At 61.9% G+C, this 24,027-nt stretch carries 24 protein-coding genes; 9 read left to right on the top strand and 15 right to left on the bottom strand.

Annotated features, from left to right (window positions below):
- Positions 1 to 37 precede the first annotated feature (37 nt).
- The 5 genes from ACCD03_RS22225 to ACCD03_RS22205 all read left to right on the top strand — a co-directional run bounded on the left by ACCD03_RS22225 (position 38) and on the right by ACCD03_RS22205 (position 4,431).
- Complete coding sequence (locus ACCD03_RS22225) at positions 38 to 529, top strand: diheme cytochrome c (protein WP_253536484.1); 492 nt, start codon at positions 38 to 40, stop codon at positions 527 to 529.
- Entirely contained in the window at positions 501 to 1,232 is a 732-nt protein-coding gene (locus ACCD03_RS22220) for a cytochrome b/b6 domain-containing protein (RefSeq protein WP_253536485.1), read from the top strand. Before ACCD03_RS22225 ends, ACCD03_RS22220 begins: the two co-directional genes overlap by 29 nt.
- 31 nt (positions 1,233 to 1,263) lie before the next feature.
- Entirely contained in the window at positions 1,264 to 1,938 is a 675-nt protein-coding gene (locus tag ACCD03_RS22215; RefSeq protein ID WP_024976471.1) for a response regulator, read from the top strand.
- Positions 1,935 to 3,311, top strand: a complete 1,377-nt coding sequence (locus tag ACCD03_RS22210; protein WP_413412909.1) for an ATP-binding protein — start codon at positions 1,935 to 1,937, stop codon at positions 3,309 to 3,311. Before ACCD03_RS22215 ends, ACCD03_RS22210 begins: the two co-directional genes overlap by 4 nt.
- A 193-nt stretch (positions 3,312 to 3,504) precedes the next feature.
- Positions 3,505 to 4,431, top strand: coding sequence for a cation diffusion facilitator family transporter (locus ACCD03_RS22205; protein ID WP_413412908.1), 927 nt, complete (start codon positions 3,505 to 3,507; stop codon positions 4,429 to 4,431).
- A 115-nt stretch (positions 4,432 to 4,546) separates the two neighbouring features.
- Here ACCD03_RS22205 and ACCD03_RS22200 read toward each other — a convergent pair whose 3' ends face one another.
- The 3 genes from ACCD03_RS22200 to ACCD03_RS22190 all read right to left on the bottom strand — a co-directional run bounded on the left by ACCD03_RS22200 (position 4,547) and on the right by ACCD03_RS22190 (position 6,184).
- Positions 4,547 to 4,894: a YkgJ family cysteine cluster protein gene (locus ACCD03_RS22200; RefSeq protein ID WP_413412907.1), complete on the bottom strand. Its 348-nt coding sequence runs from the start codon at positions 4,892 to 4,894 to the stop codon at positions 4,547 to 4,549.
- A gap of 99 nt (positions 4,895 to 4,993) precedes the next feature.
- The gene (locus tag ACCD03_RS22195) at positions 4,994 to 5,839 is read right to left on the bottom strand and encodes a fused MFS/spermidine synthase (RefSeq protein ID WP_413412906.1); all 846 of its coding nucleotides are present in this window, start codon (positions 5,837 to 5,839) and stop codon (positions 4,994 to 4,996) included.
- A gap of 39 nt (positions 5,840 to 5,878) precedes the next feature.
- Positions 5,879 to 6,184: an HPr family phosphocarrier protein gene (locus ACCD03_RS22190; RefSeq protein WP_260773073.1), complete on the bottom strand. Its 306-nt coding sequence runs from the start codon at positions 6,182 to 6,184 to the stop codon at positions 5,879 to 5,881.
- 99 nt (positions 6,185 to 6,283) lie between these two features.
- Here ACCD03_RS22190 and ACCD03_RS22185 point away from each other — a divergent pair, with 99 nt between their 5' ends.
- The gene (locus ACCD03_RS22185; RefSeq protein ID WP_024976466.1) at positions 6,284 to 6,487 is read left to right on the top strand and encodes a ribbon-helix-helix protein, CopG family; all 204 of its coding nucleotides are present in this window, start codon (positions 6,284 to 6,286) and stop codon (positions 6,485 to 6,487) included.
- A 136-nt stretch (positions 6,488 to 6,623) separates the two neighbouring features.
- The gene (locus tag ACCD03_RS22180) at positions 6,624 to 6,869 is read left to right on the top strand and encodes a hypothetical protein (RefSeq protein ID WP_413412905.1); all 246 of its coding nucleotides are present in this window, start codon (positions 6,624 to 6,626) and stop codon (positions 6,867 to 6,869) included.
- A 449-nt stretch (positions 6,870 to 7,318) separates the two neighbouring features.
- Here the strand turns inward: ACCD03_RS22180 and ACCD03_RS22175 are convergent, their stop codons facing one another.
- The 4 genes from ACCD03_RS22175 to ACCD03_RS22160 all read right to left on the bottom strand — a co-directional run bounded on the left by ACCD03_RS22175 (position 7,319) and on the right by ACCD03_RS22160 (position 11,689).
- Positions 7,319 to 7,705 carry a RidA family protein gene (locus ACCD03_RS22175; protein ID WP_413412904.1) on the bottom strand — a complete coding sequence of 129 codons (387 nt, stop codon included), beginning with the start codon at positions 7,703 to 7,705 and terminating at the stop codon, positions 7,319 to 7,321.
- A 48-nt stretch (positions 7,706 to 7,753) separates the two neighbouring features.
- Positions 7,754 to 9,013, bottom strand: a complete 1,260-nt coding sequence (locus ACCD03_RS22170) for an FAD-dependent oxidoreductase (RefSeq protein WP_413412903.1) — start codon at positions 9,011 to 9,013, stop codon at positions 7,754 to 7,756.
- A gap of 94 nt (positions 9,014 to 9,107) precedes the next feature.
- Positions 9,108 to 10,568: a M81 family metallopeptidase gene (locus ACCD03_RS22165; protein WP_413412918.1), complete on the bottom strand. Its 1,461-nt coding sequence runs from the start codon at positions 10,566 to 10,568 to the stop codon at positions 9,108 to 9,110.
- A 128-nt stretch (positions 10,569 to 10,696) separates the two neighbouring features.
- Positions 10,697 to 11,689, bottom strand: a complete 993-nt coding sequence (locus tag ACCD03_RS22160; RefSeq protein ID WP_413412902.1) for an ATP-binding protein — start codon at positions 11,687 to 11,689, stop codon at positions 10,697 to 10,699.
- Positions 11,690 to 11,897: 208 nt separating this feature from the next.
- Between ACCD03_RS22160 and ACCD03_RS22155 the strand changes: the two genes are divergently transcribed.
- Positions 11,898 to 14,327, top strand: coding sequence for a TonB-dependent receptor (locus ACCD03_RS22155; protein ID WP_413412901.1), 2,430 nt, complete (start codon positions 11,898 to 11,900; stop codon positions 14,325 to 14,327).
- A 15-nt stretch (positions 14,328 to 14,342) separates the two neighbouring features.
- Positions 14,343 to 15,974 carry a serine hydrolase domain-containing protein gene (locus ACCD03_RS22150; protein ID WP_413412900.1) on the top strand — a complete coding sequence of 544 codons (1,632 nt, stop codon included), beginning with the start codon at positions 14,343 to 14,345 and terminating at the stop codon, positions 15,972 to 15,974.
- A 54-nt stretch (positions 15,975 to 16,028) separates the two neighbouring features.
- Here ACCD03_RS22150 and ACCD03_RS22145 read toward each other — a convergent pair whose 3' ends face one another.
- The 8 genes from ACCD03_RS22145 to ACCD03_RS22110 all read right to left on the bottom strand — a co-directional run.
- Positions 16,029 to 17,702, bottom strand: a complete 1,674-nt coding sequence (locus tag ACCD03_RS22145) for a serine hydrolase domain-containing protein (protein WP_413412899.1) — start codon at positions 17,700 to 17,702, stop codon at positions 16,029 to 16,031.
- A gap of 20 nt (positions 17,703 to 17,722) precedes the next feature.
- Entirely contained in the window at positions 17,723 to 19,357 is a 1,635-nt protein-coding gene (locus ACCD03_RS22140) for a serine hydrolase domain-containing protein (RefSeq protein WP_413412898.1), read from the bottom strand.
- Positions 19,358 to 19,374: 17 nt separating this feature from the next.
- Entirely contained in the window at positions 19,375 to 20,397 is a 1,023-nt protein-coding gene (locus ACCD03_RS22135) for a dipeptide epimerase (RefSeq protein WP_413412897.1), read from the bottom strand.
- Positions 20,398 to 20,414: 17 nt separating this feature from the next.
- A complete protein-coding gene (locus ACCD03_RS22130; RefSeq protein WP_413412896.1) occupies positions 20,415 to 21,776 on the bottom strand; it encodes an MFS transporter in 1,362 nt (453 codons plus the stop codon).
- 67 nt (positions 21,777 to 21,843) lie between these two features.
- Positions 21,844 to 22,275: an ExbD/TolR family protein gene (locus ACCD03_RS22125; protein WP_253536499.1), complete on the bottom strand. Its 432-nt coding sequence runs from the start codon at positions 22,273 to 22,275 to the stop codon at positions 21,844 to 21,846.
- A gap of 27 nt (positions 22,276 to 22,302) precedes the next feature.
- Positions 22,303 to 22,734, bottom strand: coding sequence for an ExbD/TolR family protein (locus ACCD03_RS22120; RefSeq protein WP_045203595.1), 432 nt, complete (start codon positions 22,732 to 22,734; stop codon positions 22,303 to 22,305).
- Positions 22,735 to 22,737: 3 nt separating this feature from the next.
- Entirely contained in the window at positions 22,738 to 23,526 is a 789-nt protein-coding gene (locus ACCD03_RS22115; RefSeq protein WP_413412895.1) for a MotA/TolQ/ExbB proton channel family protein, read from the bottom strand.
- Positions 23,527 to 23,583: 57 nt separating this feature from the next.
- The coding region (locus tag ACCD03_RS22110; RefSeq protein ID WP_413412894.1) for an energy transducer TonB at positions 23,584 to 24,027 on the bottom strand (444 nt) is incomplete at its 5' end.

Here is a 24,027-nt window from a genome sequence, read left to right as displayed (position 1 = left end):
ACGCCACGCAATTCCTGACCTGATTCGGAGCATCCCAATGTCTGGACATTTCATCGTTACAAGCCGAACTGCACGCGCTTGCCTGGCAATCGCTGGCTTGGCGCTGTCGTTTCTCGCTGCCGCTGAAGAGGGGGCTGGCGTGCGCACTGCACCGCTGCTGCCCAAGTACCGCCAGGAATGCGCGTCCTGCCACATTGCGTATCCGCCGGGCATGCTACCTGCCAGCTCGTGGCAGCGCATTGTGGGCAACCTGCAGCACCACTATGGGACGGATGCGTCGTTGGACCCCGCCACCGTCAAGCAGCTTGATCAATGGCTCACGGCCAACGCGGCGGATCGCTCGAGGTCGATGCCCCCGCCGCCCGAGGACCGTATCACCCGCTCGGCGTGGTTTGCACGCACCCACGACGAAGTGCCCGCTGCGGTGTGGCGGCGTCCCTCCATCAAGAGCGCCTCGAACTGCGCCGCCTGCCATACCAAGGCGGATCAGGGCAATTTCAATGAACACGATGTCCGCATTCCACGCTGAAGCCATGAAACCCGATTCCATCACCCGCCGCATCCTGGTTTGGGATGCACCGACCCGTCTGTTCCACTGGCTGCTGGCGCTGAGTTTCCTTGGTGCCTACCTGACTGCGGAAAGTGAGCAGTGGCGCCTTGTCCACATCACATTCGGCTACACGATGGCTGCGCTGGTCGGCTTTCGGCTGGTGTGGGGCATGGTGGGTACGCGATACGCCAGGTTCTCCAACTTCATACGGTCCCCCGCCGCCACACTCCGCTATTTGACCAGCATCATGCGGGGGCAGCCGGAGCACCATATTGGCCACAACCCCGCTGGGGCGCTTGCTATCATCGCCTTGCTGCTGATGGCGTGCGGCCTGGCAGGAACGGGCTGGGCCACCTACAACGATGTCGGCGGTGACTGGCTCGGCGAACTGCACGAGGGTATCGCCAACGCAATGCTTGCACTGGTGGGCATTCATGTTCTCGCCGTCTTCGCCAGCAGTTGGCTGCACCGAGAGAATCTGATTGGCGCGATGATCAGCGGACGCAAGACGGGCTTGCCGAATGAGGGCATCCGTCGCGCGTGGTGGAGCCTCGCGGGGCTGATGCTGGTGGCGGTGCTGGGCTTCTGGTGGGCGCAATGGCAGTCCGCGCCGCCGGCCGGGGCCACTGACCGACCCTCAGCATCCGCGCAGCAACACGGTGCCGCCAGAGACGACTATTGATCCAAACCGGTATCGAGCGGAGACCTGATCCGTGCGCATCCTGCTTGTCGAAGATGATTCCCTGCTTGGAGACGGCATTCGGGCCGGCCTGCAGCAGCAGGGCTTCCTGGTCGATTGGGTGCGCGACGGTGAGGCGGCGTGGCGAGAGTTGCGCACGGATGCCTACGTCGCCGCGATACTCGATCTTGGGTTGCCCCGCATGGACGGCGTGGACGTGCTGCGAAAGGTGCGCGCCGCAGGCATCGCGGTCCCCATCCTGGTGCTGACCGCGCGAGACGCGATACCGGATCGCGTTCGCGGTCTCGATCTCGGCGCCGATGACTACATTGTCAAGCCCATCGATTTGCATGAACTCAGTGCGAGACTGCGCGCGCTGGTGCGCCGCGCGCATGGCCATCCCACGGAGCAGTTGCGCGCGCGCGGCATTGTGCTTGAGCCGGCGTCACGCACGGTCTTCTGCAACGGCAGCGCGGTTGCCCTGTCCACGCGGGAATTCGACCTGCTGCACGCCTTGATGCTGAACGCAGGGCGCGTGCTGTCACGCGAGCAGCTCGAGCAGTGCCTTTATACCTGGGGGCAGGAAGTCGGAAGCAACGCAGTGGAGGTGCACATCCATCATCTGCGCGCCAAACTCGGCAGCGACCTCATCCTGACCGTGCGCGGAGTCGGCTATATGCTGCCGCGTGACAACGCAGAAGCGCCATGACGCGGCCGCGCTCGCTCCATGGTCGGCTGCTGCTACTGGTGCTCGGCGCCGTCGCCGGCCTGTGGATCGTCACCGCATTGATCACGTGGTACGACGCCCAGGACGAGATTGATCAACTGCTGGACAGCCATCTGGCGCAAGCCGGCGCGCTATTGGCCATGCAGCACGCGCAGGCCTTCGACGATGACGATGAGTCGAGCCACGACCTGCCGCTCCAGTATCGCCACGCGCCCAAGGTTGCCTTTCAAGTGTTTCACGAAGGGAAGCTGGGCATCCACTCAGCCAACGCGCCAGACCAGCCGATGGTGAAATCGGGCGAGCACACGGCGTCCGGATTCGCGACGGTGCGAATCGGGGGCAATACCTGGCGTGTCTTTGCAGCGCAGGGTGTGCACAAGGACGTCCAGGTCTACGTTGGCGAGCGCATCGACTCGCGCACCGCAATCCTGACAGCGATACTGCGCAACATGCTGTGGCCGATGGCGTTGGCATTGCCGTTACTCGCCTTGGCCGTCTGGTGGGCGGTCAAGCGTGGCATGCTGCCGCTGCGCAAATTGGGCAACGCGCTTGCTGAGCGCGACCCGCGAGCGCTGGATCCGGTCCGGATGCCCCATGCGCCGGATGAGATGATGCCCATGCTCGACGCGCTCAACGCGCTCTTTGTGCGCATTCAGGCCATGATCGATGCCGAGCGCCGCTTTACGGCAGACGCAGCCCACGAGTTACGCACACCGCTTGCCGCGATCAAGGCACAGGCCCAGGTGGCAATGGCCGCCGAAGACGACGCCATGCGTCGCCATGCCTTGCTCGGAACACTGGAAGGGTGCGACCGTGCGGCCCATCTGGTTGACCAATTACTGCTGCTCTCGCGCCTGGACGCCAACGCCGGCGTATCGATAGAGCCGATTGACCTTGGCGCACTGGCAAGGCAAGTCATGGCAGACATTGCGCCAATGGCCATCGGCAAGCGACAGCACATCGAATTGGAGAGCCCTGAGTGTTGCATGGTCACCGGTAACAGGGCCTTGCTTGCCTCACTTGCGCGCAACCTGATCGATAACGCCATACGTTACAGCCCCGACGAGGCACACATCGTCGTGACGGTAGCGAACCGAAGCGGACGTGCCGCGCTCTGCGTGGAAGACAGCGGCCCCGGGCTTCCGCCTTCCGAACAGGACCGACTTGGCGAGCGTTTTTTTCGTGTTGTCGGAACAGAACAGAGTGGCAGCGGCCTCGGATGGTCAATTGTGCGCCGGATCGCGGCAGTTCACGGTGCAAGCGTTACGGTGGGCCGCTCGTCGGGTCTCGGTGGATTGCGCGTCGACGTCATCTGGCCAGGGCTGGAGCCCAGCGTGTCCGCGATCCACCAATAGGTCATGCGCGACTTCATCCTTTCATGGAAACCATGAAGAATACGAGCCACCAGCGCGGATCGAAGCGCGTCTATATGTGGAAGGTCGCACCGGTCTATCTCATGTTTAATCGGTTGACCCGGGGGCTGCGCAATTGACCGAATGCTACTGCTCAACCTGAACCCCATCCCCACGCTCACTGCCCAGATAACCCATGCAACAGACAAAAGAAATCGATCTTGAGATCGCTGCCGATTCTGACGACAGCGTGGTCAAGCAGGCCGCCGCCCGGCGCAGCACCCTTGTGAGCGTGGCGGTCAACCTTGGGCTGACGGTCGCGCAGGTGGCCGCTGGCGTGCTGGCTGGTTCGCAGGCGCTGATTGCCGACGCCATCCACTCCTTGTCCGACCTGATCGCGGACTTTGTGGTGCTGTTTGCCAGCCACCATAGCCGGAAGGGGCCGGATCAGACTCACCACTACGGTCATCAACGCTTCGAGAATGCCGCTTCGCTCGTGCTCGGTCTGCTCCTGCTGGCGGTGGGTGTGGGCATGCTCTGGAACGCGGTGGTTAAGCTGGAGCACGTCGAGGCGATCCAGCCGGTGCGGCTGATTGGTCTATGGGTCGCGCTGGGCGCCCTGGCCGCCAAAGAGCTGCTGTTCCGCTACATGCTGGCGGTGGCCGAAAGGGTGCGTTCGAGCATGCTGGTCGCCAACGCCTGGCATGCGCGTTCGGATGCCGCATCGTCGCTGGTGGTGGCGCTTGGCATTGTGGGCAACGTGCTGGGGTATCGCCTGCTCGACCCCGTGGCGGCGCTTATCGTGGGCCTGATGGTGACCCGCATGGGGTGGCAGTTCGGCCGGGAGGCCCTGCACGACCTGATGGATCGCGCCGTCGATGAGGAGACTGTGGAGGCGATCCACCAAGCCATGCGTGCAACGCCTGGGGTGCTTGGCGTACACGACGTCAAGACACGCCGCATGGGCGACATGATCCTGGTGGACGCTCACCTTGAAGTCGATGCCCGCGCCAGCGTGCGCGAGGGCCATAACATCGCACTGGAGGCTCGCCGCCGCGTGATGGAACGCAGCGACGTGCTCAATTTGATGACCCACGTGGATCCAGTGGATGTGCCGGTTTAATCGCAACCGGCTCCTGTTTTTTTTGGGCTTACGACAAGCCCTCCCGACCTGGGGTAACGGACTACCACCGGGAGAGTTCGAACAACGCCATTCCGAACGGCTCTCGGGTGTTGCCTCAGACCAGAACGTGACGCACCTCAAGAAAGAAGCGCTGAATCTCTTGTTCGATTTTCGGATCGATCATTTCGTCCGGCCGCTTTCCGTTCGGGCAGGCAAGCCTTGGAGTCGAACCAAACAAGCGACAAATCAACGGGCGCTCCAAATACACGCTGCATCCCTTGGCATCAAGATGAGGGCAACTTAGGTTTGCCAGCGCAGTGTCGCGCTCGGCATCGCTCTTAACGGGAAGCCTGGACATCTCCTCCGTTGAGGTTGTCACGGGTCCACAACAATCGTGACATCCCGGAACGCACTCGAATGTGGGAATTCGTGAGCGAAGAAATCTGATTTTTTGGCTATGCATCGGTGTAGCTAGGCGTGGCTGAGCACAAGGTTGTCGTCCATCGTGGACACGATCCCCGGCATATGCGAATGGGCGTGGTCACTTCCGTGGCAAGGGCTTTCAGCTCTGGTCGATTTGGCGTCCGCCGGCGCGCTGCCAGCTCGCCTGCTCTTGCCAGAATTCGAGGTCCGACGCGAGCCGTTTGCTTTGCTTCAGGCGGCGCGCAGCCAAGCGCAAGTTCAGAGCGTGCTCCATCTCCAGCGTGCGCGCTCGCGTGAGCAGCGTGTCCAGCGCCGGAAGTTTCCACGACCCCTTCCAAGCGAACAACGTGTAGTTGCAGCTGTCCTCGGACGTCGAAACGGAGAACGACTCGCCGAATACCGAGTGCAACTCCTCAAGGTAGAACGGGATATCGCGATCGCTCTCCAGGAAGTTGGCAACCAGTACGCCATCGTCGGCAAGGCGCGCGTAACAGGCAGCGTAAAAGTCTGCAGTCCCCAGTTGCGCCGCCATGCCATGCGCCAGAAATCCGTCGACCAGAATCACATCGGGGCGTGCATCCTGTCCTTTGACATACTCGGCACCGTCCGCGCAGATCACTTCGAAGCGGTCGTCGTCGCGGGGAATGTGGAACGTATCGCGCAAAGCGATTACAGCAGGGTCGATCTCGATTGCCACCACCTTGGTATTGGGAAGATGGTGGTAACAGTACTTGGCCAACGAGCCGCCGCCCAAGCCGATCATGGAGATCCGGGCAGGCGCCGGCTGCAGGAGCAGAAAGCTCATCATCGTTCGGGTATAGCCGAGCACCAACTTGTTTGGGTCGCGCCTTGACATGAGGCTCTGTACCCCATGCACGTCAAAATGGAGCGACAGTTCGTGCGCAGTTTCCAGCAGCGTTGGCGTCCCGTCGTTAGGGGCTTCGGCGAGAAACTTCACATAGGCGTCAAGGGAGCCGTAGGACATATCAATTGCCGATCTTGATCAAGCGTTCGTATGAATGAGTCAGGCGCTCAGCAGCGCTGCAATGACTTTCACTGCGGCGGCGTCATCCCGACCAACGGCCTGGATCATGACCTTGGCGCCCGCGCGGGCGGGGAGCCGCATGACCTCCATGACATTCTTGGCGTTCGCCGTGCGCTCGTTGCAGACGAGCAGGATGTCGCAATCGAACTGGCTGGCGGCATGTACCAGCCGCGCAGATCCACTGCCTTGCAGACCAACGCGGCAGGTCATCTCGATCGTCGCTTCTACCACTGCATCCTCAAAAAACGGTGAATTCCAAACAGGCTCGCGGTCGCCTGGCTGCACCGCGAATTGGGGGCGGAGCACCTAGCGCGCGTCTCAGGCTGTGCTTTGGTGCATGGTTGTATATAATGATAATGACATTATCATACAATGATACTCCACATGGAATCCAAGACCGCGCGTCTCACCGTGTTGATCGATCCGGTGAAGAAGAAGTCCTTCGAGAAGTTGTGCGCGGCGCAAGATCAGACGCCGTCGCAAGTGGTGCGACAGTTGATTCGCGACTACCTGGAGCAGCACGGCGTCAGCTATGCGACCCGCCCCAAAGTCGGGACGGCCACCCTGACTCAAAAACGCAATCCGTAGTCTCTGAGCCCCTCACGGCGGATCGCGTCGGATTGCACTGACGCGTTGCCTGTGTCCTGGGGGGGGCGGATACGTTGACGCCAGCGCGACGGCAAACCATGCGGCCACGGCCTTGGCGCACGCCTGTGCTTGACCTTTGACCGACGCGCTGGGCAATACGACCCAGCAGTACTACGACATCGACGGTTACTGCTGCCGGATCGTCTATCCGGACGACACCGAAGAGTGGTTCTTCCGCAACCAGGCCAAGCACGTGACACGCCACGTGTTCTCGGACGGTGCAATAGAGTCCTTTACGTGGGATGCGGCGGGTCACCTCACCTCGCAAACGCAGCAGGACGGACGCACGACGACTACGTGTGGGATCGCCGAGGCAACATGACCGACCTGCAACTGGCTCGCTCAATGTCATCGCACTCAACGAGACGCGGTTGGATTTTCAGGCAACCCGCGTGCGCCGGCCCAACCTCAGCCGCCGCAAGCGAGGAGGGCAAAGGCAACTACCAGTAGGAAGCGAGACCAGACGGCAAAGAAGACGCCAACAAAGGCCACGGGTAACTTTGGGCTATCCGGGTATTGGCTTACGCAACTCAGAATTCCTGCACAGCACTGAAGTCGGCCATGGAAACTGCGCGAATCTTCCGCCTTCATTGGTCAGTATCAATGCGTTCCCCGAGAGCTCTGTTCGAACGGGGGTTAAGGGAACGGGGCTGTTTCCAGCTTGTGGCTGAGAACAACCCTGTTCATATAGCGTCTCGATGGTGTCAACGCTGAAATGCAGGGGTATCTTTTGCTGCGCGCCACTGGCACGGGGCGGGCTGAATTGATTTGCTAAGGACTCACGCTGTCATCGATGGCCAGCACCTCGATTTCCACGGCGACTCCGAAAACCAGCTTGGCCTCTACCAGGCTCCGTGCGGGGTAAGCGCCCTCTTGAAAGTAGAGCGTGTAGATTTGATTGAACGCTGCAAAGTTCGCGAGATCGCTCAGCCAGACCGTGGTCTTGACGACGCGACGCAGAGAACTTCCCAGGCCTTCAAGCGTGGTAGAAATCCTTTGCAGGACTGCGTGTGTCTGTTCTTCGATCGTTCCACAATGCGGCTTGTTATCGGCGTCAAAGGGAATTTGTCCGGACAGCAGCAAGAAGCCGCCGGCACGTACCGCCGCCGAGAAAGGTAGGCCAGGAGAGGCAGACAGGTAAGCAGGTGAGGTCGTCATCGGAGTGGATTGAATTGAGGTGAGGAGAAGAAACGGTCAGGCATGCATCTAGCGCCGGCCCAGAAGCCGATAGCGATCCCAGCGATAAGGCGATAGATCCAACACGGGCTGTCGTCTGCTGATGAGGTCGGCTACGGTGCGTGCTGAGCCGCAAGCCATCGTCCAGCCCATCGCGCCATGCCCGCAGTTCAGCCAGAGGTTGGCATGGCGGGTTGCTCCAAGGAACGGCAGGTTGTCGGGAGTCATGGGGCGATAACCGACCCACCGGCTGGGTTGCGCGTGCTTCAGACGCGTGCAGATCGTCGCGGCAAAGGCTTCCAGGGCTGCAAGACGTTGGGCGACGCGTTTTGGACTAGGTTCGCCGATGTCCGCGAAACCCGTGAATCGAACTGCTTCAGGGGCAAACGATGCCCAAGCAATCTTGTGGGGAATGGAAACGGCGCCCACGCGTGGCGAGGCATCGCGGACACCCGTGTAGGAAATCGAGTAACCCGTGACGGGATAGATCGGCAGGTCGTATCCCAACGGCTCCAGCAGTCGGCGCGATGCCAGGCCGGTTGCGATTACAACGGCGTCCGTCTGTATGCAATCACGTTCTGTCTCGACACCGACGATGCAATCGCCGCGTGTCTTCAACGCGCGTACCGTTTCGGAAAATCGCACCTCTGCACCAAGACGAACTGCCTCTGCCAATGCTGCGTGGGCGTAGCGTGCAGCATCGCCTGTCCCGTCAGTTGGACAGTAGAGTGCGTGTACAAACTGCTCCGACGCAGTACGGAGCATGGGTTCAATGTCTGCCAATCGAGTGGTGTTGACTCTCTCAAATGGCTCACCGGCCGCGGCGAGAAGCCCTGCATCGTGTGGGCCGGGATGCGCTTCATTGCCGTACAGATACAGGATGCCAGCCTGCCGGCCGCCATACGCCTCTGGCGGCACCAGTGGATCGCCAAACTGCATGTCGCGAGAGTACGCAGCGAGCGCTAGTGCAGCTCGGGAGTTGGACAGCCACTGATCTAGCGTTGCTTCGCGAGCGAACAGCAACGCCCATCGCAGGAGCGCCGGCTTCCACGGGGCGCAGATCCCCAAACCTTCGTTAGACCGAAACAATGAACGCAGGGCGACTTGGATGATTCCGGGCTCAGCCCAACTGAAGCTGTGTCCAGGTGAAATGAGGCCCGCGTTGGCGAAACTCGCACCTGTTGCGGCTGCATCTGCGCGCTCGATGAGTTGTACGCGATGACCTTCGCGTGCAAGGGTCAACGCGGTGACGGTGCCCGAGATTCCGGCACCCACGACGACAATGTTCATGAGTCTGGCTGCCCGACGTATTTGACGGTATTCAACGTGTTACGAGGCGTGGCCTCTTCAAGGCCTCAGATTTGAAAATGCCCCGTTCGCGGGCTTATGCCTCGAAAGGGTTCGATACGCGGGGCCAATAGTTGAGATCGCGACGCCGATAGTTCAGATCGGCGAAGCTCGGTGTGACGGCCCCTGGCGCTGCGATATGGAAGATCGCCTTGGCGCGCGGGGCGAACTCGGCTTGAAAGTGCTGGGTTGATTTCACGACAACCAGCCGCTTGCTTTCAAAATCGATCCCCAGACCCGTGAACGCGTCGACGCCAACCACTTGGTTGCGTACCGAGGCCAGAACGATATCGACACCATTGGCGGCCTCGAGCCAAACGGCTCGCCCAAATGGAATGGTCAATCCCGAGATGCTTTGCGTATGTTGGTCGGTCAGCGCCCGCACCGTCACGCGAAGGTCCAGCGGATCGGCCGAGGCTACGCCACATTTGCCACCCAAGCGCAGATCGAAGGTTGCACCCACGCCGGCGTCGTGACAGATCTGGATCGCACCGAGATCCCAGAAGCACCCGATGGCGACGTTTGCGATCTGTCGCTCGATAATCCGGCGCAGGATGACCGTGTTGTCTCCTGGCGCCCCACCGCCTGGATTGTCGGCAACGTCGCCGATCACGACGGGGCCGCCGCCGACCTCGAGGGCGCGGTCCAGCCCGGTATCGACGTCGAGCCATGCAGGCCGCGTGGCTTCGCGCAGGGCCCAGAATTCGTGGCCAAGCTGCGTGGCCAGGGCCGTTGCATCGGCGAGGTTGTTGTCGGTCACCACCCAAAACTTTGCGCCGGCCTCCGGAACATCGCCCCATGGGAACCCATGCCCGAGCGACACGGACAACACGCCGTCCCGTCCTTCAAGTGATTTCATGCGCCGCACGAACGTCGCCATGGGCTCACTCGTGGTGTGCCAGGCCCCAACCATGCGGCAGTCGTACACACCTGTCGTGGGGCGGATCTTGCCCGCCGCGGTGTCGAGCAGCAGTTGATACGCTTCACGCAAACGATCGATGGGGTCGGTGTGCGGATACTCCTTGTAGGCGATCAGGATGTCTGCCGAGCGCCGCATGCGCTCCGTGAAATGGCAGTGCGGATCGAGTGTGGCGGCAATCGGCACTTCGGGGCCGACAATGGCTCGCACTCGAGATAGCAGATCGCCTTCACAGTCGTCGTATCCCTCGGCCACCATCGCGCCGTGCAGCACCAGGAGCACGCCGCCAAGCGGCTGCGCTGCTTCGATCTTGCCTAGGATCTCGTCCCGCAGCGATTCATAGACCGCGCGAATCGTGGGGCCCGATGGTTGCGCCTCTGCGCAAATGCCCTCGACGATCTCATGCCCGTCGCGTTCCGCAAGCCGCCGCACTTCGGCAAGGGCGAACCCCATGCCTTGCGGGGCTCGCTGGCTTGCGTCGCCGTGGAAGATGCCCGATTCCTGAAAGCCGCCCCAGCCAGTGGGGCAGGGCGCGAACGTATTCGTTTCGGTCGCAAGCTGAGCGGTGAATAGTTTCATCGTGAATCCTACGAGAGGGCGTGGAAATCGAAACCTCACTGTAGGCACACGCTGTTGCTAGTTTGTGAGCACTCTGTATCGCGCTCGAAACGAGAGCGCGGCCGCACGCAACACGGCGGCCGCGCGGGCTACCGTCGCGGCAGTCTCACCGTCGCTACCAGTCCTCCGGCCGGATCATTGCGCAGCTCAAGCGATCCGTTGTGCCGCTTGACGATGTCGCTCGCGATGGCCAGTCCCAGGCCCGTGCCGCCAGTGTCCTTGTTGCGCGAGCTTTCAAGCCGGTAGAACGGCTCAAGCACGCGTGACAACTGCGCTTCGGGGATACCCGGGCCACGATCGGCGACATCAATGCAGATGAACGAGGGTCCGTCAGTCAGATGAATATGCGCCTCCTCTCCGTATCGGATGGCGTTGGCCACCAGATTCGTCAGGCATCGCTTCAAACCAAGCGGTTGCGCCATCACCGCGCGTATCTCGCCGCTGACGTTGACACGCTGCCCGCGTTCGGCTGCATCCTCCGCAATCGCATCCACCAGAGCGTCGATATCGACAGGGCTGAAGGCTTCAACGACTTCAGCGTTTCGCAAGAACGACAACGTGGCGTCCAGCAATTGCGTCATCTCGTCGATGTCGCTTTGGAGTCTGTCATTCAACTCCCGATCTTCCAGCGTGCGAAGGCGCAGCCGCATACGCGTCAAAGGGGTGCGCAAATCATGCGAGACAGCGGCAAGGAATCGGTTTCGCTCACTCATCTGGCGCCGTATCGCCGCTTGCATCGAGTTGAAAACCTGTGCCGCCTGCCGCGCTTCGATCGGGCCGGCTTCCTGGACGGGCGATGCGTCGATGTTGTTCGCCAATTCGGCAGCCCCTTGGGCCAGTGAACGAAACGGTGCCGCGAGCATGCGCGCGCCGATCCAGGACGAGATCAATAGCGGCACCAGTTGGATCAGCACGGCCAGAAATAGCTGTAGCGGAACGCTCATGCCGGGAGGCGCCCTGAACACTGCGGCGCTGTAGAACCACCACAAGACGAGACCTGCGCAGGCCTGCGTCATTAGCACCATCGCCAGCATCACAAACAGCAAACGATAGAACGCGGAATCAAATGATGGCTTGGGCATATGCGTCCTGGGTACGTCGAATACGAATAGAAATCAGCATAGTGGGATTATCGTGCGCGACTGTATCGACTTTGTTTGTATTCCGTTTCAACGTTGAAACAATGCATGCTGAGGACGCCGCCTCGCCCCCCCCGCTTGTTTCAAGCGCGATACAAAGTACACACGAAACAGAAATGCCATGCACTTACCGTTGCCGATGAGTTGCGAAGTGAAACAGGGCTTTGAACACCGCAATCAGAAAGCGGAAAACTCGGAGGAGACGACAGTGAAAATGAACGATCGAAGGGCGCGTAGAGCGGATGCAACCGCGCCGCAGTTTCGTCAGGGTGGGCGATGCGTGACGTGGTTTGCTGGCCCAGTGCTTGGCTTGGCTTCGCTGTACGCGCACGCCCAAACGGTGAAGCCATCACAAGACATGGTGCAAGTTGCGGCCCCGGATGCAGCGCCTGGCGGGAGGCCTGCAAGCGCGCCGGCCCCGGCTGAGAAGAGTGCCCAGGGAGCCGAGACTTCCGTGTCGCAAGGTAAGGAAGGCGCCACCCTCAACACGGTGGTGGTGACCGCAACGCGCCGCCGGGAGCCAGCGCGTGAAGTGCCGATGCAGATCAACGTGGTCTCGGCAGAAGAGCTGCAGAAAGGCGGCGCAAAGACCATGTCCGACTTCCTGTCGTCGGAACCCGGTGTGGACCTGAACACGGCGGGTGGCAGCGGCTCTGGGCAAATCAGCATGCGCGGCGTGACGACAGGTGAGCAGACCGGGCCGACCGTCGGTGTGTACGTCGACGACGTGGCATTTGGCGGCAGCACGGTGTTCTCCCAGGGTGCAACGTTCGCGCTCGACATGAGCCTGCTGGACCTCAATCACATCGAAATTCTGCGGGGTCCTCAAGGAACGCTGTACGGTGCGGGTGCGATGGGCGGATTGCTCAAGTACGTTACCAACGAGCCGGATTCCGGCGAATTTTCGGGCCAGGCGTCTGCAGGCCTTTCCGTCACCAAGCATGGCGGCGTGAATAACTCAGCCAACGCCGTGTTGAATCTTCCGTTGAAGACCGATGTGGCGGCGGCACGGATTTCGATGTTCAGCCAACACGACGCGGGCTATGTCGATGCCGTAGGGCCACAGGCGGGTTCACGTATTGACCGCGGCGATACCTATGGCGCGCGCGCGTCGTTTCTTCTGACGCCCACGAATCAGTTGACGCTGCGCCTGACCGCATTGACGCAGAACATCAACCGCAATGCACCGAACTACGTCGCCTATGGCAAAAATGGGCAACCCGTGGACGGCGATCTGACAACGCGGCTCTTTACGACGGAGCCCTTTCATCAGAACGTCCAACTCTATTCCGCCGGGGTTGAGTACGAGTTCGGCTGGGCACGCGCGAATTCGATCACGTCATACCAGTCGATGCGATCTGATGCGCCGCAAGACTTGTCGGTGGTGTACGTTCCGTTGCTCAATGGCATCGGGCTCAACGTGAGTTCCGTTGCCGCAAAGAACATGGCGACGACGAATAAGTTCACGCAGGAATTTCGTCTGACCTCGCCAGGTAACCGGACGCTGGAATGGCTTGCGGGTGTGTTCTACACGCGCGAGCGCAGTGACGCGAGCCAAGGGCTCATTACAACGCTGCCCGACGGAACCGTCGGCCCCAATTTGTCCGCGCTTGAGGCCCCGAGCACCTACAGCGAGTACGCGGCCTACGGGGATCTGACTTATCACCTGACCCCGCGCCTGTCGTTGACAGGCGGCCTCCGCGTGGCACACAACACCCAGGAGTACCAGCAGACCACGTTTGGCGCGCTCGCGGGGCCCACGCAGACCATCACCGCCCCCTCATCGGATACCAGCAAGACGTACATGCTTACAGCGAACTATGCGCTGACGAAAGACAGCAACGTCTACCTGCGCGCTGCCAGCGGGTATCGCCCTGGCGGACCGAATGCGCTGCTGGTTGATCCTGTCACGGGCCTGCCTTCGTCTGGGAATCCTACGTTCCGCCCCGACACGCTGTGGACCTACGAGGCCGGCTATAAGGCCGATCTCCTGGACAAGCGCATGTCGGTTGCGATGACGGTGTACGACATCGAGTGGAAGAACATCCAGCAGTTCGGCGCTGTCAATGGCGTCAACCAAGTGCTCAATGCCGGTGATGCAAGGATTCGAGGGTTGGAGCTCGCCAGCGCGTTCCGTCCGAATCGCCACTGGAATCTTGGTTTGAGCGTGTCCCTCATCGACGCGAAGCTGACCACGGGCAATGTCAACACGGGCACCAACGCGGGCGATCCGCTTCCAAACTCGGCACGGGTTGCCGCCACTCTATCGGCCAACTACCTGTTTGCGGTGAACGGGTATCCAGCCTACGCAGGTGTTAGTCAACGGTTTGTCGGCAGTCGCCATGCCGGCTTTGGAAACAATACAGGCCGCCCAGACTATCCCCTGCCGGGCTATGCCATGACGGATCTGCAGGCAGGACTCGACTTCAAGAAGTTCAGCCTCGCTTTCTACGTTCGCAACCTGTTCGACCGCCGTGCATTGCTTGCGGCAGGTACGTCCCTGGTTCCGATGGGTGGCCCTGCGCTGGTCAGCGTGGCACAGCCTCGCACGATCGGTGCAACGCTGACGGTTCCCTTCTAACGCACATCACTCGGCATGACACACGATCCAATGGATATCAGGAAGCAACTCGACGCGCTGCTGGAGCCCTACAACAAGGCGGACCAGCCGGGCCTCGTGGTCGGCGTCGCGTTGCGAGGGGATGCGCTTTACCGGCGCGGCTTCGGGCTGGCCAGCATTGAGCACGGCACCATCAACACGCCCGCAACGCGCATGCGGATCGGCTCGACGAGCAAGCACTTCACGTGTCTCGCGGCGCTGCTGCTGGCAGAAGAGGGCAAACTGGATATCGACGCGGGCATCCGGACATACATCCCGCAGTTGCCGGCCCTCGCTGGCGATCCCACGTTACGACAGTTGATGACGCACACCGGCGGCTACCGTTGCTACCTCGACCTGTGGGTGTTGACGCAGGGCGTGGTGACCATGCCTCGGGGCGCGGCGTTGGCGGCGGAGGTCCGCCAACGCGACGTCAATTTCCGCCCTGGGGAGCGGATGATTTACTGCAACGGCGGCTACCACCTGCTGTCGCTCGCCATTGAGCGCGTCAGCGGCATGCCGTTCGAGACCTTCCTGTCGGAACGCATCTTCCGTGTGATGGGCATGGTCGATACCGAGGCCGTTGCCGACGATATGCAGATTCGGCCGCGCATGGCCACCCAGCACGTACCCGACGGAAAGGGCGGTTTTATTCGCGGCCTGTTCCCTTCGTTGGAAGTGCGGGGCGAAGGCGGCATCGTGTCCACCATCGATGACATGCTGCGCTGGGCGGGGCATTTGCGCGCGCCGAACAAGCTCGGCACCCAGGAAGTGTGGCGGCAGATGCTGACCAAACCGCGCTATTCCAGTGGGGCCGAGGGTGTGTATGCGCTTGGACTGATGCGCACCCCGCATCGCAATGTTGAACTGCTGCACCATGCCGGCGGCGTATTCGGCGGGTCATGCCAGATGTTGACCGTTGTGGCGCATGCGCTTGACGTGGTGATTCTTACCAACGGTGCGCCTGTGGACCCGATTGCACTCGCGACGCAGATTGTCGACGTCGTCCTGGGTGACGAGGTACTCGGCGCACCGCGCGCCGAGCCACTGACCACCCGCGGCAATGAAACGCTGCTGGGCCGATACTTCTCGCGCGCCGATCGAGCGTACTGTGAGGTTGTCGATCGGGATGGGCACCTTGCTGCCGTCATACATAACCAGAAGCACCTGGCGCTACCGTTAATTGAGACGTCGGACGGTTTGCGCATCGAGGACGGTACGGGTGGCGCGCTGATGATTCGGCCCGGCGAGACGTCGGCCGGCCGCGTGACGGCCATCGAGTTCATCGACTGCGGCCATGCATCGCTACTGGAACGGCTGCCAGATGAGGCGCCACCTGTCTCCGACGCCTTCGTCGGCATGGAGGGCGCTTACTTTAGCGGTGATGCAGCTGGGCATGCTGGACTGACGCTCTCGGACGGCGCTGTATCGATGCGGCTGGAGGGCCCAATGGGTGGCGTCAACTACCGGCTTGTCCCCGTTAGCGAAGACGTCTTCACGTTTGAACCGGCGGACGCGCAAGGTTTCTCCGCCGGTGTGCTGACCGTAGGTCGTGTGAACGGGCGTGTTTCCCGTTTCTGGCTGGATACCTCGCGCACACGTGGCCTCGCTTTCTCGCGGGAGATATGAGAACAGGCGGAGCGGCAACGGTGCCGCTCCGTTTTTTACGTCAACCGTTGTGTTTCAGAGGCAGGGTTTCGGGTATCGTGACCAACTGCTAACGGCCCGCGTGAATGTGACACGTCGGCTCCGTTGGGTATCAATGCGGAAGCCGGGCGTCACCGGCTGGGATGGGTCTTGCGATAGCGTAACGATGCCATCGATGAAAGCCAGTGGGGCAATGGGAGCCATGCCAAAGACGCGATCCGCGATAGGCGTCAGTCGGTAATCACACCCTCCAGCTGAGCCTTGCATACGGAGTATCAAAGTACTGTGGTCCGCCGGATCGTGTTCGATGACGGCGCGGGCGTTGGCATCGTGGCTCTCGTAGATGCCACACACGGCAGCGGCGATCTCGGCCGTCATCGGGGGGGCTTCAGCAACGCGTTCGAATGTCTCGGCATGACCGCAATGGGCGATCCGGAGATGGTCGATGTCATCGGGCGCGTTGTGCATACCCCAGTGCACGGAGAAGGAACCGTCAGAGCCGGCTTCAATGGCGACATCGTTGGTGGGGCTTCCTTCGATCGGGTAAAGCGGCAGGGGCTTCCCCGCGCAGAGCCAACCACCCAGCGTCAATGCGCCGTCGCGGTTCTCCAGTGCATACACCGCATTGCTCTCCAATGAGCGATAGCGGCCAAGCCGCGCAGCATGTGCCGATGCACGCGCTGGTATCGGCGGTCCGTCGCCGCTCAAGACATCGGCGAGCACGATATCGACGATGCGATGGGCAAGATCGATTGGGGTGTCGACCGCGCCGTTGCTGAGGAGCACCACATCCAGCCCGTGTGTGGCGGAGAACAGCATATGGCTGGTGCCCCCGATGACACCGCCCGAATGATGGGTGAGCTCGACGCCGCGATAGTTGGTTTGCTTGAGGCCCAGGGCGTAGTTGCTGCGCTGTCCGCTGGAAAAGACAGGCATCTCCAACATCTGCGCCCACGTTGCATCGGTGCCGATGATTTTTTCACCATGCATGTGCGCAGTCCATCGCAGCATGTCATCGACCGTCGAAACGATGCCGCCTTCACCCAGGATCTCTCTTGAGGGAAAAATGCCGCGCAGATACCCGCCTTCGCCATCCGGCACATGAAAGCTGGCGATGCCCGGCACCACGGCCATGTCGTTGTCGATGGAAGCCGTCTGGTGCATGCCGATCGGAGTAAAGATCCTCGCATCCAGGAATGCACCAAACGGCATGCCGCTGGCGCGCTCAATGGCGAGCGACAACAAGTGATAGCCCCCGTTCGAATACATCATGCGCTCGCCTGGGCGGAAATTCTCGTCGCGCTGGCGGATCTGTGCGGCGAGCGTTGCGCCACGCGGCGGGATGGCCAAGCCTTGCGTCAGCAAGGCCAGATCGAGCGCGCATCGTTGCCCGCCGCGGTGGGACATCAACTGACGCAGTGTCGGCGCACCGCCGGCACGCGAGAGCTCAGGAATATAGGTTCCGATGCCGGCGTCCGCATCGAGAAGGCCCTCCTCGCAGAGCAGCAGTGCAGCCAGGCAGGTGAAGTGCTTGCTGACTGAGCCGATACGCAGGCGCGTGGCGGTCGTCAGCGCGCGCGCGTGCTCAAGACTCGCCATGCCGAATGCCTTGCGGTAGAGCAGTTCACCATGCTGCGCGATGCCGACAACCACGCCCGGACCATCGCTGCACGCGTAGGGGCGAAACAGCGCCGATAGCGCCTCGTACATGCATTCTCTCGATGGGCTTGTCATGGGGTTGTATCGTCGTCAATGCGAGTGAACAGCAAATTGCGAGTGCGCCAGGTGTCGAGCCGGAAACACGAGGTGTTCCCACTGTCGTCGCGTGAGAGGCGCATTGCGCCATACGCCATGCTGCTGGGGTCGTGCGGCGTGAAGGCAAGCATGTCGTTCGATTTGGGGTCGAGACGGTAGAGGGCGGTGCCGTGTCTGCCTTGGACAGACATCGCCAGTGCATTGCTTTCCTGCTTGATGATCGCAAGCGCACCGGCATCCAGGCTGACGTAACGCCCGACCAATCCGTTGGCCGCGCCGGCTGCATGGGGCGCCGCATTGGCGAGGCGGTCCAGCGTCTGGCTTTGCCCGCACTGCGTCATGTCGAGACGCGTTCCGTCGCTGTGGAGTTTTAGATAAAGCGCACCCTCGGGGCCGTCATCCAGCGCCAGTGTCCTCGGCCTGTTGGGCACCAACTTGAGCGGCAGCGGGTGAATGACGAGGTTGTGGTGAATGAGATGCAGCGTGCCATCGCGGTCGACAATTTCGCAGTAGGCGCCCGTTTCGCATGAGTGGTACGTCCCCAACCACGCAGGATATTCAACGGACGTTGCGGGGCGACTTTCCACTGTGGTGAGATGCGCCTCAAGAACGATGTCGATCACGCGCTTGGATAACGCGATCGGATTGATCGTGTCCGCGTTCGTCATGATCACGATGTCGAGGGCGTGCTCAGGCACCGTCAACATCTGGCAGGCACCGCCGATCGATCCACCGGAGTGGTGCAGCATCGAGACGCCGCGATAGCGTGTCTGCATGAGGCCGAGCGAGTAAGTGCCGATCTCTCCGTCGTAAAAACGGACCGGGGTCAGCATTTCACGCCACGTGGCAGCGGAGCCAATGCGCTTCTCGCTGCGCAGGTGTGCGATCCAGCGCAGCATGTCATCCACCGTCGATACGATGGCACCCTCGCCCAGGCAGCGCCATCCTGGCAGTAGCCCGCGCTCCCAGCCGCCCGTGGCGTCCCGTACATGCAATGTCGCCATGCCAGGCAGGATCTGCATATCGTGGGGCGCCGCAATGGTGTCGATCATGCCCATCGGGCCAAAGAGGTGTTCCGCCAGAAACGCCTCGAACGACATGCCGCTGATGCGTTCAATCACGATCGACAGCATCTGATAGCCGCCGTTGGTGTACATGGCGCGCTCGCCCGCAGGGAAGTTGTGCTCGGACTGCCGTGCCTGCATCGCCAATGCAGCACCGGCGGGAACCATGCTCAATCCCTGTGTGAGCATGAAGAGATCAAGAAAGCACCGCTCCCCCCCGGAATGGTTCATGAACTGGCGAAGCGTGGGGTCGCTGTTCCGCGCGGGAAGCTCTGGGAGGTAGCGGCGCGCCGGCGCATCAATGTCGAGCTTGCCGGCCTCGACGAGCAGCATGGCGGCCAAGCAAGCGAAATGCTTGGTGACGGACCCGATGCGCATGCGGGTGCATGGCGTATTGGCGACGCTGTGCTCCAAGCTGGCCATGCCAAAGCCACGGCGATAGCGCAACGCGTCACCGTGCGCTATGCCCACGACCAGGCCCGGTGTGTCACTGCGCTGATACGGCGCAAAGAGAGCGTCGAGCCTTGCGGCGAGTGAAGAATTCATTGGCTGCACGGTGGACGTTACGGGAGCATGGCGTTGGCAATGGCGGACCCCCAGGCATCTTCTGGGCACAGCAAGTGGCCGTCCGAGTACTGGGTGCCAACCGCACGATCCCTGGTGAGAAACAACGGTCCATCGAGGTCGATGCGATCGCACAACTGCCCGAGGACGAAAGCGGGCGCGATGGCCAATGACGTCCCAGGCATGCATCCGACCATGACGGAGAGGCCTGCAGACCGTGCGCTGGCAGCGAGTTCAAGCGCGCGTGTGAGTCCCCCGCACTTGTCGAGCTTGATGTTGACGATGTCGTATCGACGAACGACGCTGGGAAGGTCATTAACGTCCTGGAACGATTCATCGGCGGCCAGAGGTATCGGATAGTCCAGCGTATCGAGGCAGGCGTCAGCACCGATGGCGAACGGCTGCTCCAGCATGTCGACACCGACTTGCTGCAACACCGGAAGCATCGTATCGAGGTGCGCGCGCGACCAGCCTTGGTTGGCATCGACTGAGAGCGGCACGTCAGGTCGTGCCTCACGAATCGAAAACAGGCGGCTGGCATCGCGCACACTGCCATCGAGTTTGATCTTGAGCGCCCGGGCTTGGCGCAGGCTGCGCGCGTTGCGCGCCATCGCCTGTGGGGTATCGACGCCGATAGTCATCGTGGTGAGCAGGGGGCGCGGTGGCGGAAGCTGCGCGACGCGCCAGACCGGCAACGCTTCACGTTTCGATTCCAAAGCCCATAGCGCTGCGTCCACCGCATTGCGTGCGCCGCCCGACGGCAGCAGCGTCAGCAACTGCGCGCGGGTGATGCCTCGTTCGATAGAAGGCCGTGCCGCTTCGATCTGCGCCGCGATCGACTCGGGCGTCTCGCCAAGATAGAAGACGCCGGCCGCTTCACCGACACCTTCATGGTGCGCGTCAGCGATTGTCACGACGACCACACGTGCAGTATCGACGAGATAGCCGGTAATTCTGAAAGGCGCGGCCAGTGGCCAGGACTCGATTCGAATCGAGAGAGAACAGGGTTCCGTGGTGGTCATTTGACGATGGGAGGGCGTTATGCGTAGCGCTCAATTGCGTCGCGTACGCCTTTACCGGCGGCGCGCATCAGTACGCAAGCTGAAGTGAAGCCAACCAGGGCGACGCCAATGATCGCTACGAGGAGACCGTGGTTGACCGCCTGCAAGCGATCCGACATCACGCCGATGAAGACCGGGCTACCGGCTTGAACGACGATGGTGGTCAGCACGCCGATGGCGGCCACTCGCGAGCGCAGGTGCGCGGGGCAAATGCTTTGCATGATTGCGGGAAACAGCACCATGCCGGCGACAATGCAAGCGAACTGCAGTCCAAAGAGGCTGTAGACGAATGTCACCGAACTGGCCGTCAGGTAGCCGACGGAAGTGAGCGCTGCGGCAAGCGCACCCCATTCGCACACACGCAGCGGGGCCAATACGCCGAAGCGAGGGCTGAGGCGGCGAGCGATCAGCCAGCCCAGAACGCAGCCAACGACGCTGCCGACTGTGGCTGCGGCTCCCAACCCACCGCCAGCCGCAGCCGGCGCCGCGCCAAAGCTCCGCACGGCAACGATGGGCATCCAGGTGGTGATGCCGGTGAAAGCCATGTTGACCAACGCAATTGCGCCGAAGAATTTCGCCATCATGGCCCGTTCGCGCGTGAAATAGACGCGTGCGGTCAAGGGTGATGTGGCGGCATGCTCGGCGGCGCGCATGGTCGTGCTGACGGCGCCGTGTTTAGGGCGGATCATCGCTACCAGAATGACAAGAAGCGGCGCAGGTATCGCAACGGCAAAGAACGCTAGACGCCATGGCGAGAAGCTGGCTAACGAACTGGGTAGCGTGCCGTGTGTGGCCGTGACGCCTTGTAACAGTGCCCCCCCCAAGGCCATGCCCGCACCGGCGCCGAGCAGATTGACCAGCGCGAACACCGAGTTTGCGAGCACGCGCTGTCGTGCGGGAAACAGGTCGGGGATCATGCCGTAGATGATGGGCATCAATCCGGCCTCTCCGATGCCCAATCCGATCGAGGCGATGAAGAGTTGCCAGAAGCCGGTGGTGAGCCCGCAGGTTGCAGTTGCTGCACTCCAGACCAGGATGCACACCGCCAGCACGAGGCGGCGGTCAACGCGGTCTGCCACCCATCCGATGGGCAGCGCCGCCGCGCCCGCAAAGAGCGCGATGCCGGCCCCTTGCAGCAGGCCGATCTGCAAGTCCGAGAGACCGAAGTCATGCCGGATCGGTTCTGTAAGGAGAACGAGTATCTGCCGGTCGATATTGGCAAAGAACGCGACGATCACGAGGACTGCGAGGCCGAACCAGGCAAGCGCGCCAGCGGACGCCTCCCTTGGTGCGGAGATCCCCATGGCGGGGGAAGGTAAGTCGAGTTTCGAGTCGAACATGGCGGAGCCGACAATTTAGGAGGGTGCGAGAGGGTGACGGGGCGACCAGTTGGCAGCGCAATGCCGCTTACGGCATGAACTGCTCGTTGCCGACCAGCCCGATGCGCTTCACACCCAGCCGTTGGGCTGACGCCATGACCATGGCAACGGCCCGATACGGCGCGGCCTTGTCCGGACGCAAGTGCAGCTCAGTTGGTGCGGGGTCTGCACTGACTGCCTCAAGCCGGGTTTCCAACTGCGCACGGGAGGCCACCGGTTCGCCATTCCAGGCGAGCGAGCCATCGGGGGCGACGTCAATCTGGACGATGGCCGGCGGTGTCTGCTGAGGCTGCGCAGGCGCGTCGGTTGGCATGTCCAGCTTTACCGCATGCGTTTGGATAGGGATCGTGAGGATGAGCATGATGAGCAGCACGAGCATCACGTCGATCAACGGGGTGGTGTTGATCTCGACCATGATCTCGGCGTCATCGCCGTTGCCGCCATGCATCGTCATTGCCATGACGGGCCTCCTTTTGGTGTGAATGGGTTATTGGCGCGGCGGTGCTTCGGTAATGAAATCCACTTTCGCGATACCAGCGCGTTGACAGGCCAGCACGACGCGCCCAATGGCGGCGTAACGTGCATCCAGGTCGCCACGGATGTGCACTTCCGGCTGCGGTTTTTGCACGGCCACCGTCTTGAGTCTGTCGACAAGCGTTTGGGTATCCGGCACATGACCTTCATTCCAAAACACGTCGCCGTCTTTCGTGACCGCGAGGATCACGTTCTGGGGTGTGGTTTGCAGCGGGTGGACGGCTTCTTTGGGAAGCGTGACCGGCACGGTGTGCGAGACCACCGGAATGGTGATCAGGAAGATGATCAGCAGCACCAGCATCACGTCCACCAATGGCGTCGTGTTGATGGTGGACATCACCTCATCGTGCTCGTCACTGCTGCCAGTTCCGACGGACATGGCCATGGCTCACCCCACGCGAGCAATCGCCATGGACCGCGTTGCGGCGGCAGCGGCAGCGGTGGTCTTGCCCGTGAAGAGAACGGTATGCAGTTCGGCGGAGAAGCCGCGCACACGCTCCATCACCGCCTTGTTGCGCCGTACCAGCCAGTTGTAGCCGAGCACCGCCGGCACGGCCACGGCCAGGCCGATAGCGGTCATGATCAATGCTTCGCCCACGGGGCCGGCAACTTTGTCGATCGATGCCTGCCCGGCAATGCCGATGGCCGTCAGCGCGTGATAGATGCCCCACACCGTCCCGAACAGTCCCACGAATGGTGCAGTTGACCCGACGGTACCCAGGAAGGAGAGGCCGTCCTGCAGGCGATTGGAAACGGTGTTGGTCGCGCGCTCAAGGGCGGTGGTGACCCACGTGTCCAGGCTGATCTGCTCCAGCATCGCGCCATCGTGGTGGTCCCATGCGGACAGGCTAGCCTGTGCAATGAAGCGGAAGGGGCAGTCCTCGTTGAGCGCGCGTGCGCCTTCCGGGAGCGTGGGTGCAGTCCAGAAGACCTCTTCGGCAGCTTTTGCCCGGCGGAGTACACGGGCCTGTTCAAGCAGCTTCGCGACGATGATGTACCAGCTGCCCATCGACATCACGATGAGGATCAACAGTGTGCCGCGGGCAATCAGATCGCCGCCTTTCCAAAGCGCCTCGAGGCCGTATGGATTCGTTACCGCATCAGTGGCGGCATGCGCAGCGCTGGTTGCCAGCGTCAGAGCGACGGCGGCGGCAGCTGGGTAGAAGCGTTTGAACATATTTGTCTCCTGGAACGTGTTGGAACAACGTGATGGCATTGGCTGACGCTTGCAGCCTCAATCGAGCTTGAAAGAGAAAGGCACCTGCACCCGCACCTCCTGGCCTTGCGCGATGCAGTGGAATTGCCGCACGGCGTTCTCGGCCGCGCGATCCAACACAGGTGCGGCGGACGTGGTGACACGCAGGTCTTTCACGTTGCCGTCAGTGCCCACCGTGAACGCCACGACAACATCGCCCGTGAGGCCGTCTTTGATGGCTTCACGTGGATAGCGGATGCCCGCACGCACCTGCGTCGAGTTCGGGCAGACAACGCCCACACTTGCGGCAACTGGCGCGGGTGCCGGCGCCGGTGCTGGAGGCGCGACCGGTGCAGACGGCGTTGGCGTGGCCGACTGCGCGGTGATGGTGTTTTGCGACGGCGGTGTGGCGGTATGCACTTCCGGCGGCGGCACAAACGGGGGGGGCGCAACGTGCTTCGGCCGGGGCGGTGGTTCCGTCAG

The organism is Ralstonia sp. Ralssp135 (genome assembly GCF_047304345.1).
GTDB lineage: Bacteria > Pseudomonadota > Gammaproteobacteria > Burkholderiales > Burkholderiaceae > Ralstonia > Ralstonia chuxiongensis.
The sequence above is the reverse complement of the archived record's forward strand: the minus strand, read 5'-3'. Positions and strand labels throughout refer to the sequence as shown.

Coding starts and splice junctions, on each gene's coding strand:
- ACCD03_RS22225 (WP_253536484.1), top strand. CDS start 38: ATGTCTGGACATTTCATCGTTACAAGCCGAACTGCACGCGCTTGCCTG.
- ACCD03_RS22220 (WP_253536485.1), top strand. CDS start 501: ATGAACACGATGTCCGCATTCCACGCTGAAGCCATGAAACCCGATTCC.
- ACCD03_RS22210 (WP_413412909.1), top strand. CDS start 1,935: ATGACGCGGCCGCGCTCGCTCCATGGTCGGCTGCTGCTACTGGTGCTC.
- ACCD03_RS22205 (WP_413412908.1), top strand. CDS start 3,505: ATGCAACAGACAAAAGAAATCGATCTTGAGATCGCTGCCGATTCTGAC.
- ACCD03_RS22200 (WP_413412907.1), bottom strand. CDS start 4,894: ATGCATAGCCAAAAAATCAGATTTCTTCGCTCACGAATTCCCACATTC.
- ACCD03_RS22195 (WP_413412906.1), bottom strand. CDS start 5,839: ATGTCCTACGGCTCCCTTGACGCCTATGTGAAGTTTCTCGCCGAAGCC.
- ACCD03_RS22185 (WP_024976466.1), top strand. CDS start 6,284: ATGGAATCCAAGACCGCGCGTCTCACCGTGTTGATCGATCCGGTGAAG.
- ACCD03_RS22175 (WP_413412904.1), bottom strand. CDS start 7,705: ATGACGACCTCACCTGCTTACCTGTCTGCCTCTCCTGGCCTACCTTTC.
- ACCD03_RS22170 (WP_413412903.1), bottom strand. CDS start 9,013: ATGAACATTGTCGTCGTGGGTGCCGGAATCTCGGGCACCGTCACCGCG.
- ACCD03_RS22165 (WP_413412918.1), bottom strand. CDS start 10,568: ATGAAACTATTCACCGCTCAGCTTGCGACCGAAACGAATACGTTCGCG.
- ACCD03_RS22160 (WP_413412902.1), bottom strand. CDS start 11,689: ATGCCCAAGCCATCATTTGATTCCGCGTTCTATCGTTTGCTGTTTGTG.
- ACCD03_RS22150 (WP_413412900.1), top strand. CDS start 14,343: ATGACACACGATCCAATGGATATCAGGAAGCAACTCGACGCGCTGCTG.
- ACCD03_RS22145 (WP_413412899.1), bottom strand. CDS start 17,702: ATGTACGAGGCGCTATCGGCGCTGTTTCGCCCCTACGCGTGCAGCGAT.
- ACCD03_RS22140 (WP_413412898.1), bottom strand. CDS start 19,357: ATGAATTCTTCACTCGCCGCAAGGCTCGACGCTCTCTTTGCGCCGTAT.
- ACCD03_RS22135 (WP_413412897.1), bottom strand. CDS start 20,397: ATGACCACCACGGAACCCTGTTCTCTCTCGATTCGAATCGAGTCCTGG.
- ACCD03_RS22130 (WP_413412896.1), bottom strand. CDS start 21,776: ATGTTCGACTCGAAACTCGACTTACCTTCCCCCGCCATGGGGATCTCC.
- ACCD03_RS22125 (WP_253536499.1), bottom strand. CDS start 22,275: ATGGCAATGACGATGCATGGCGGCAACGGCGATGACGCCGAGATCATG.
- ACCD03_RS22120 (WP_045203595.1), bottom strand. CDS start 22,734: ATGGCCATGTCCGTCGGAACTGGCAGCAGTGACGAGCACGATGAGGTG.
- ACCD03_RS22115 (WP_413412895.1), bottom strand. CDS start 23,526: ATGTTCAAACGCTTCTACCCAGCTGCCGCCGCCGTCGCTCTGACGCTG.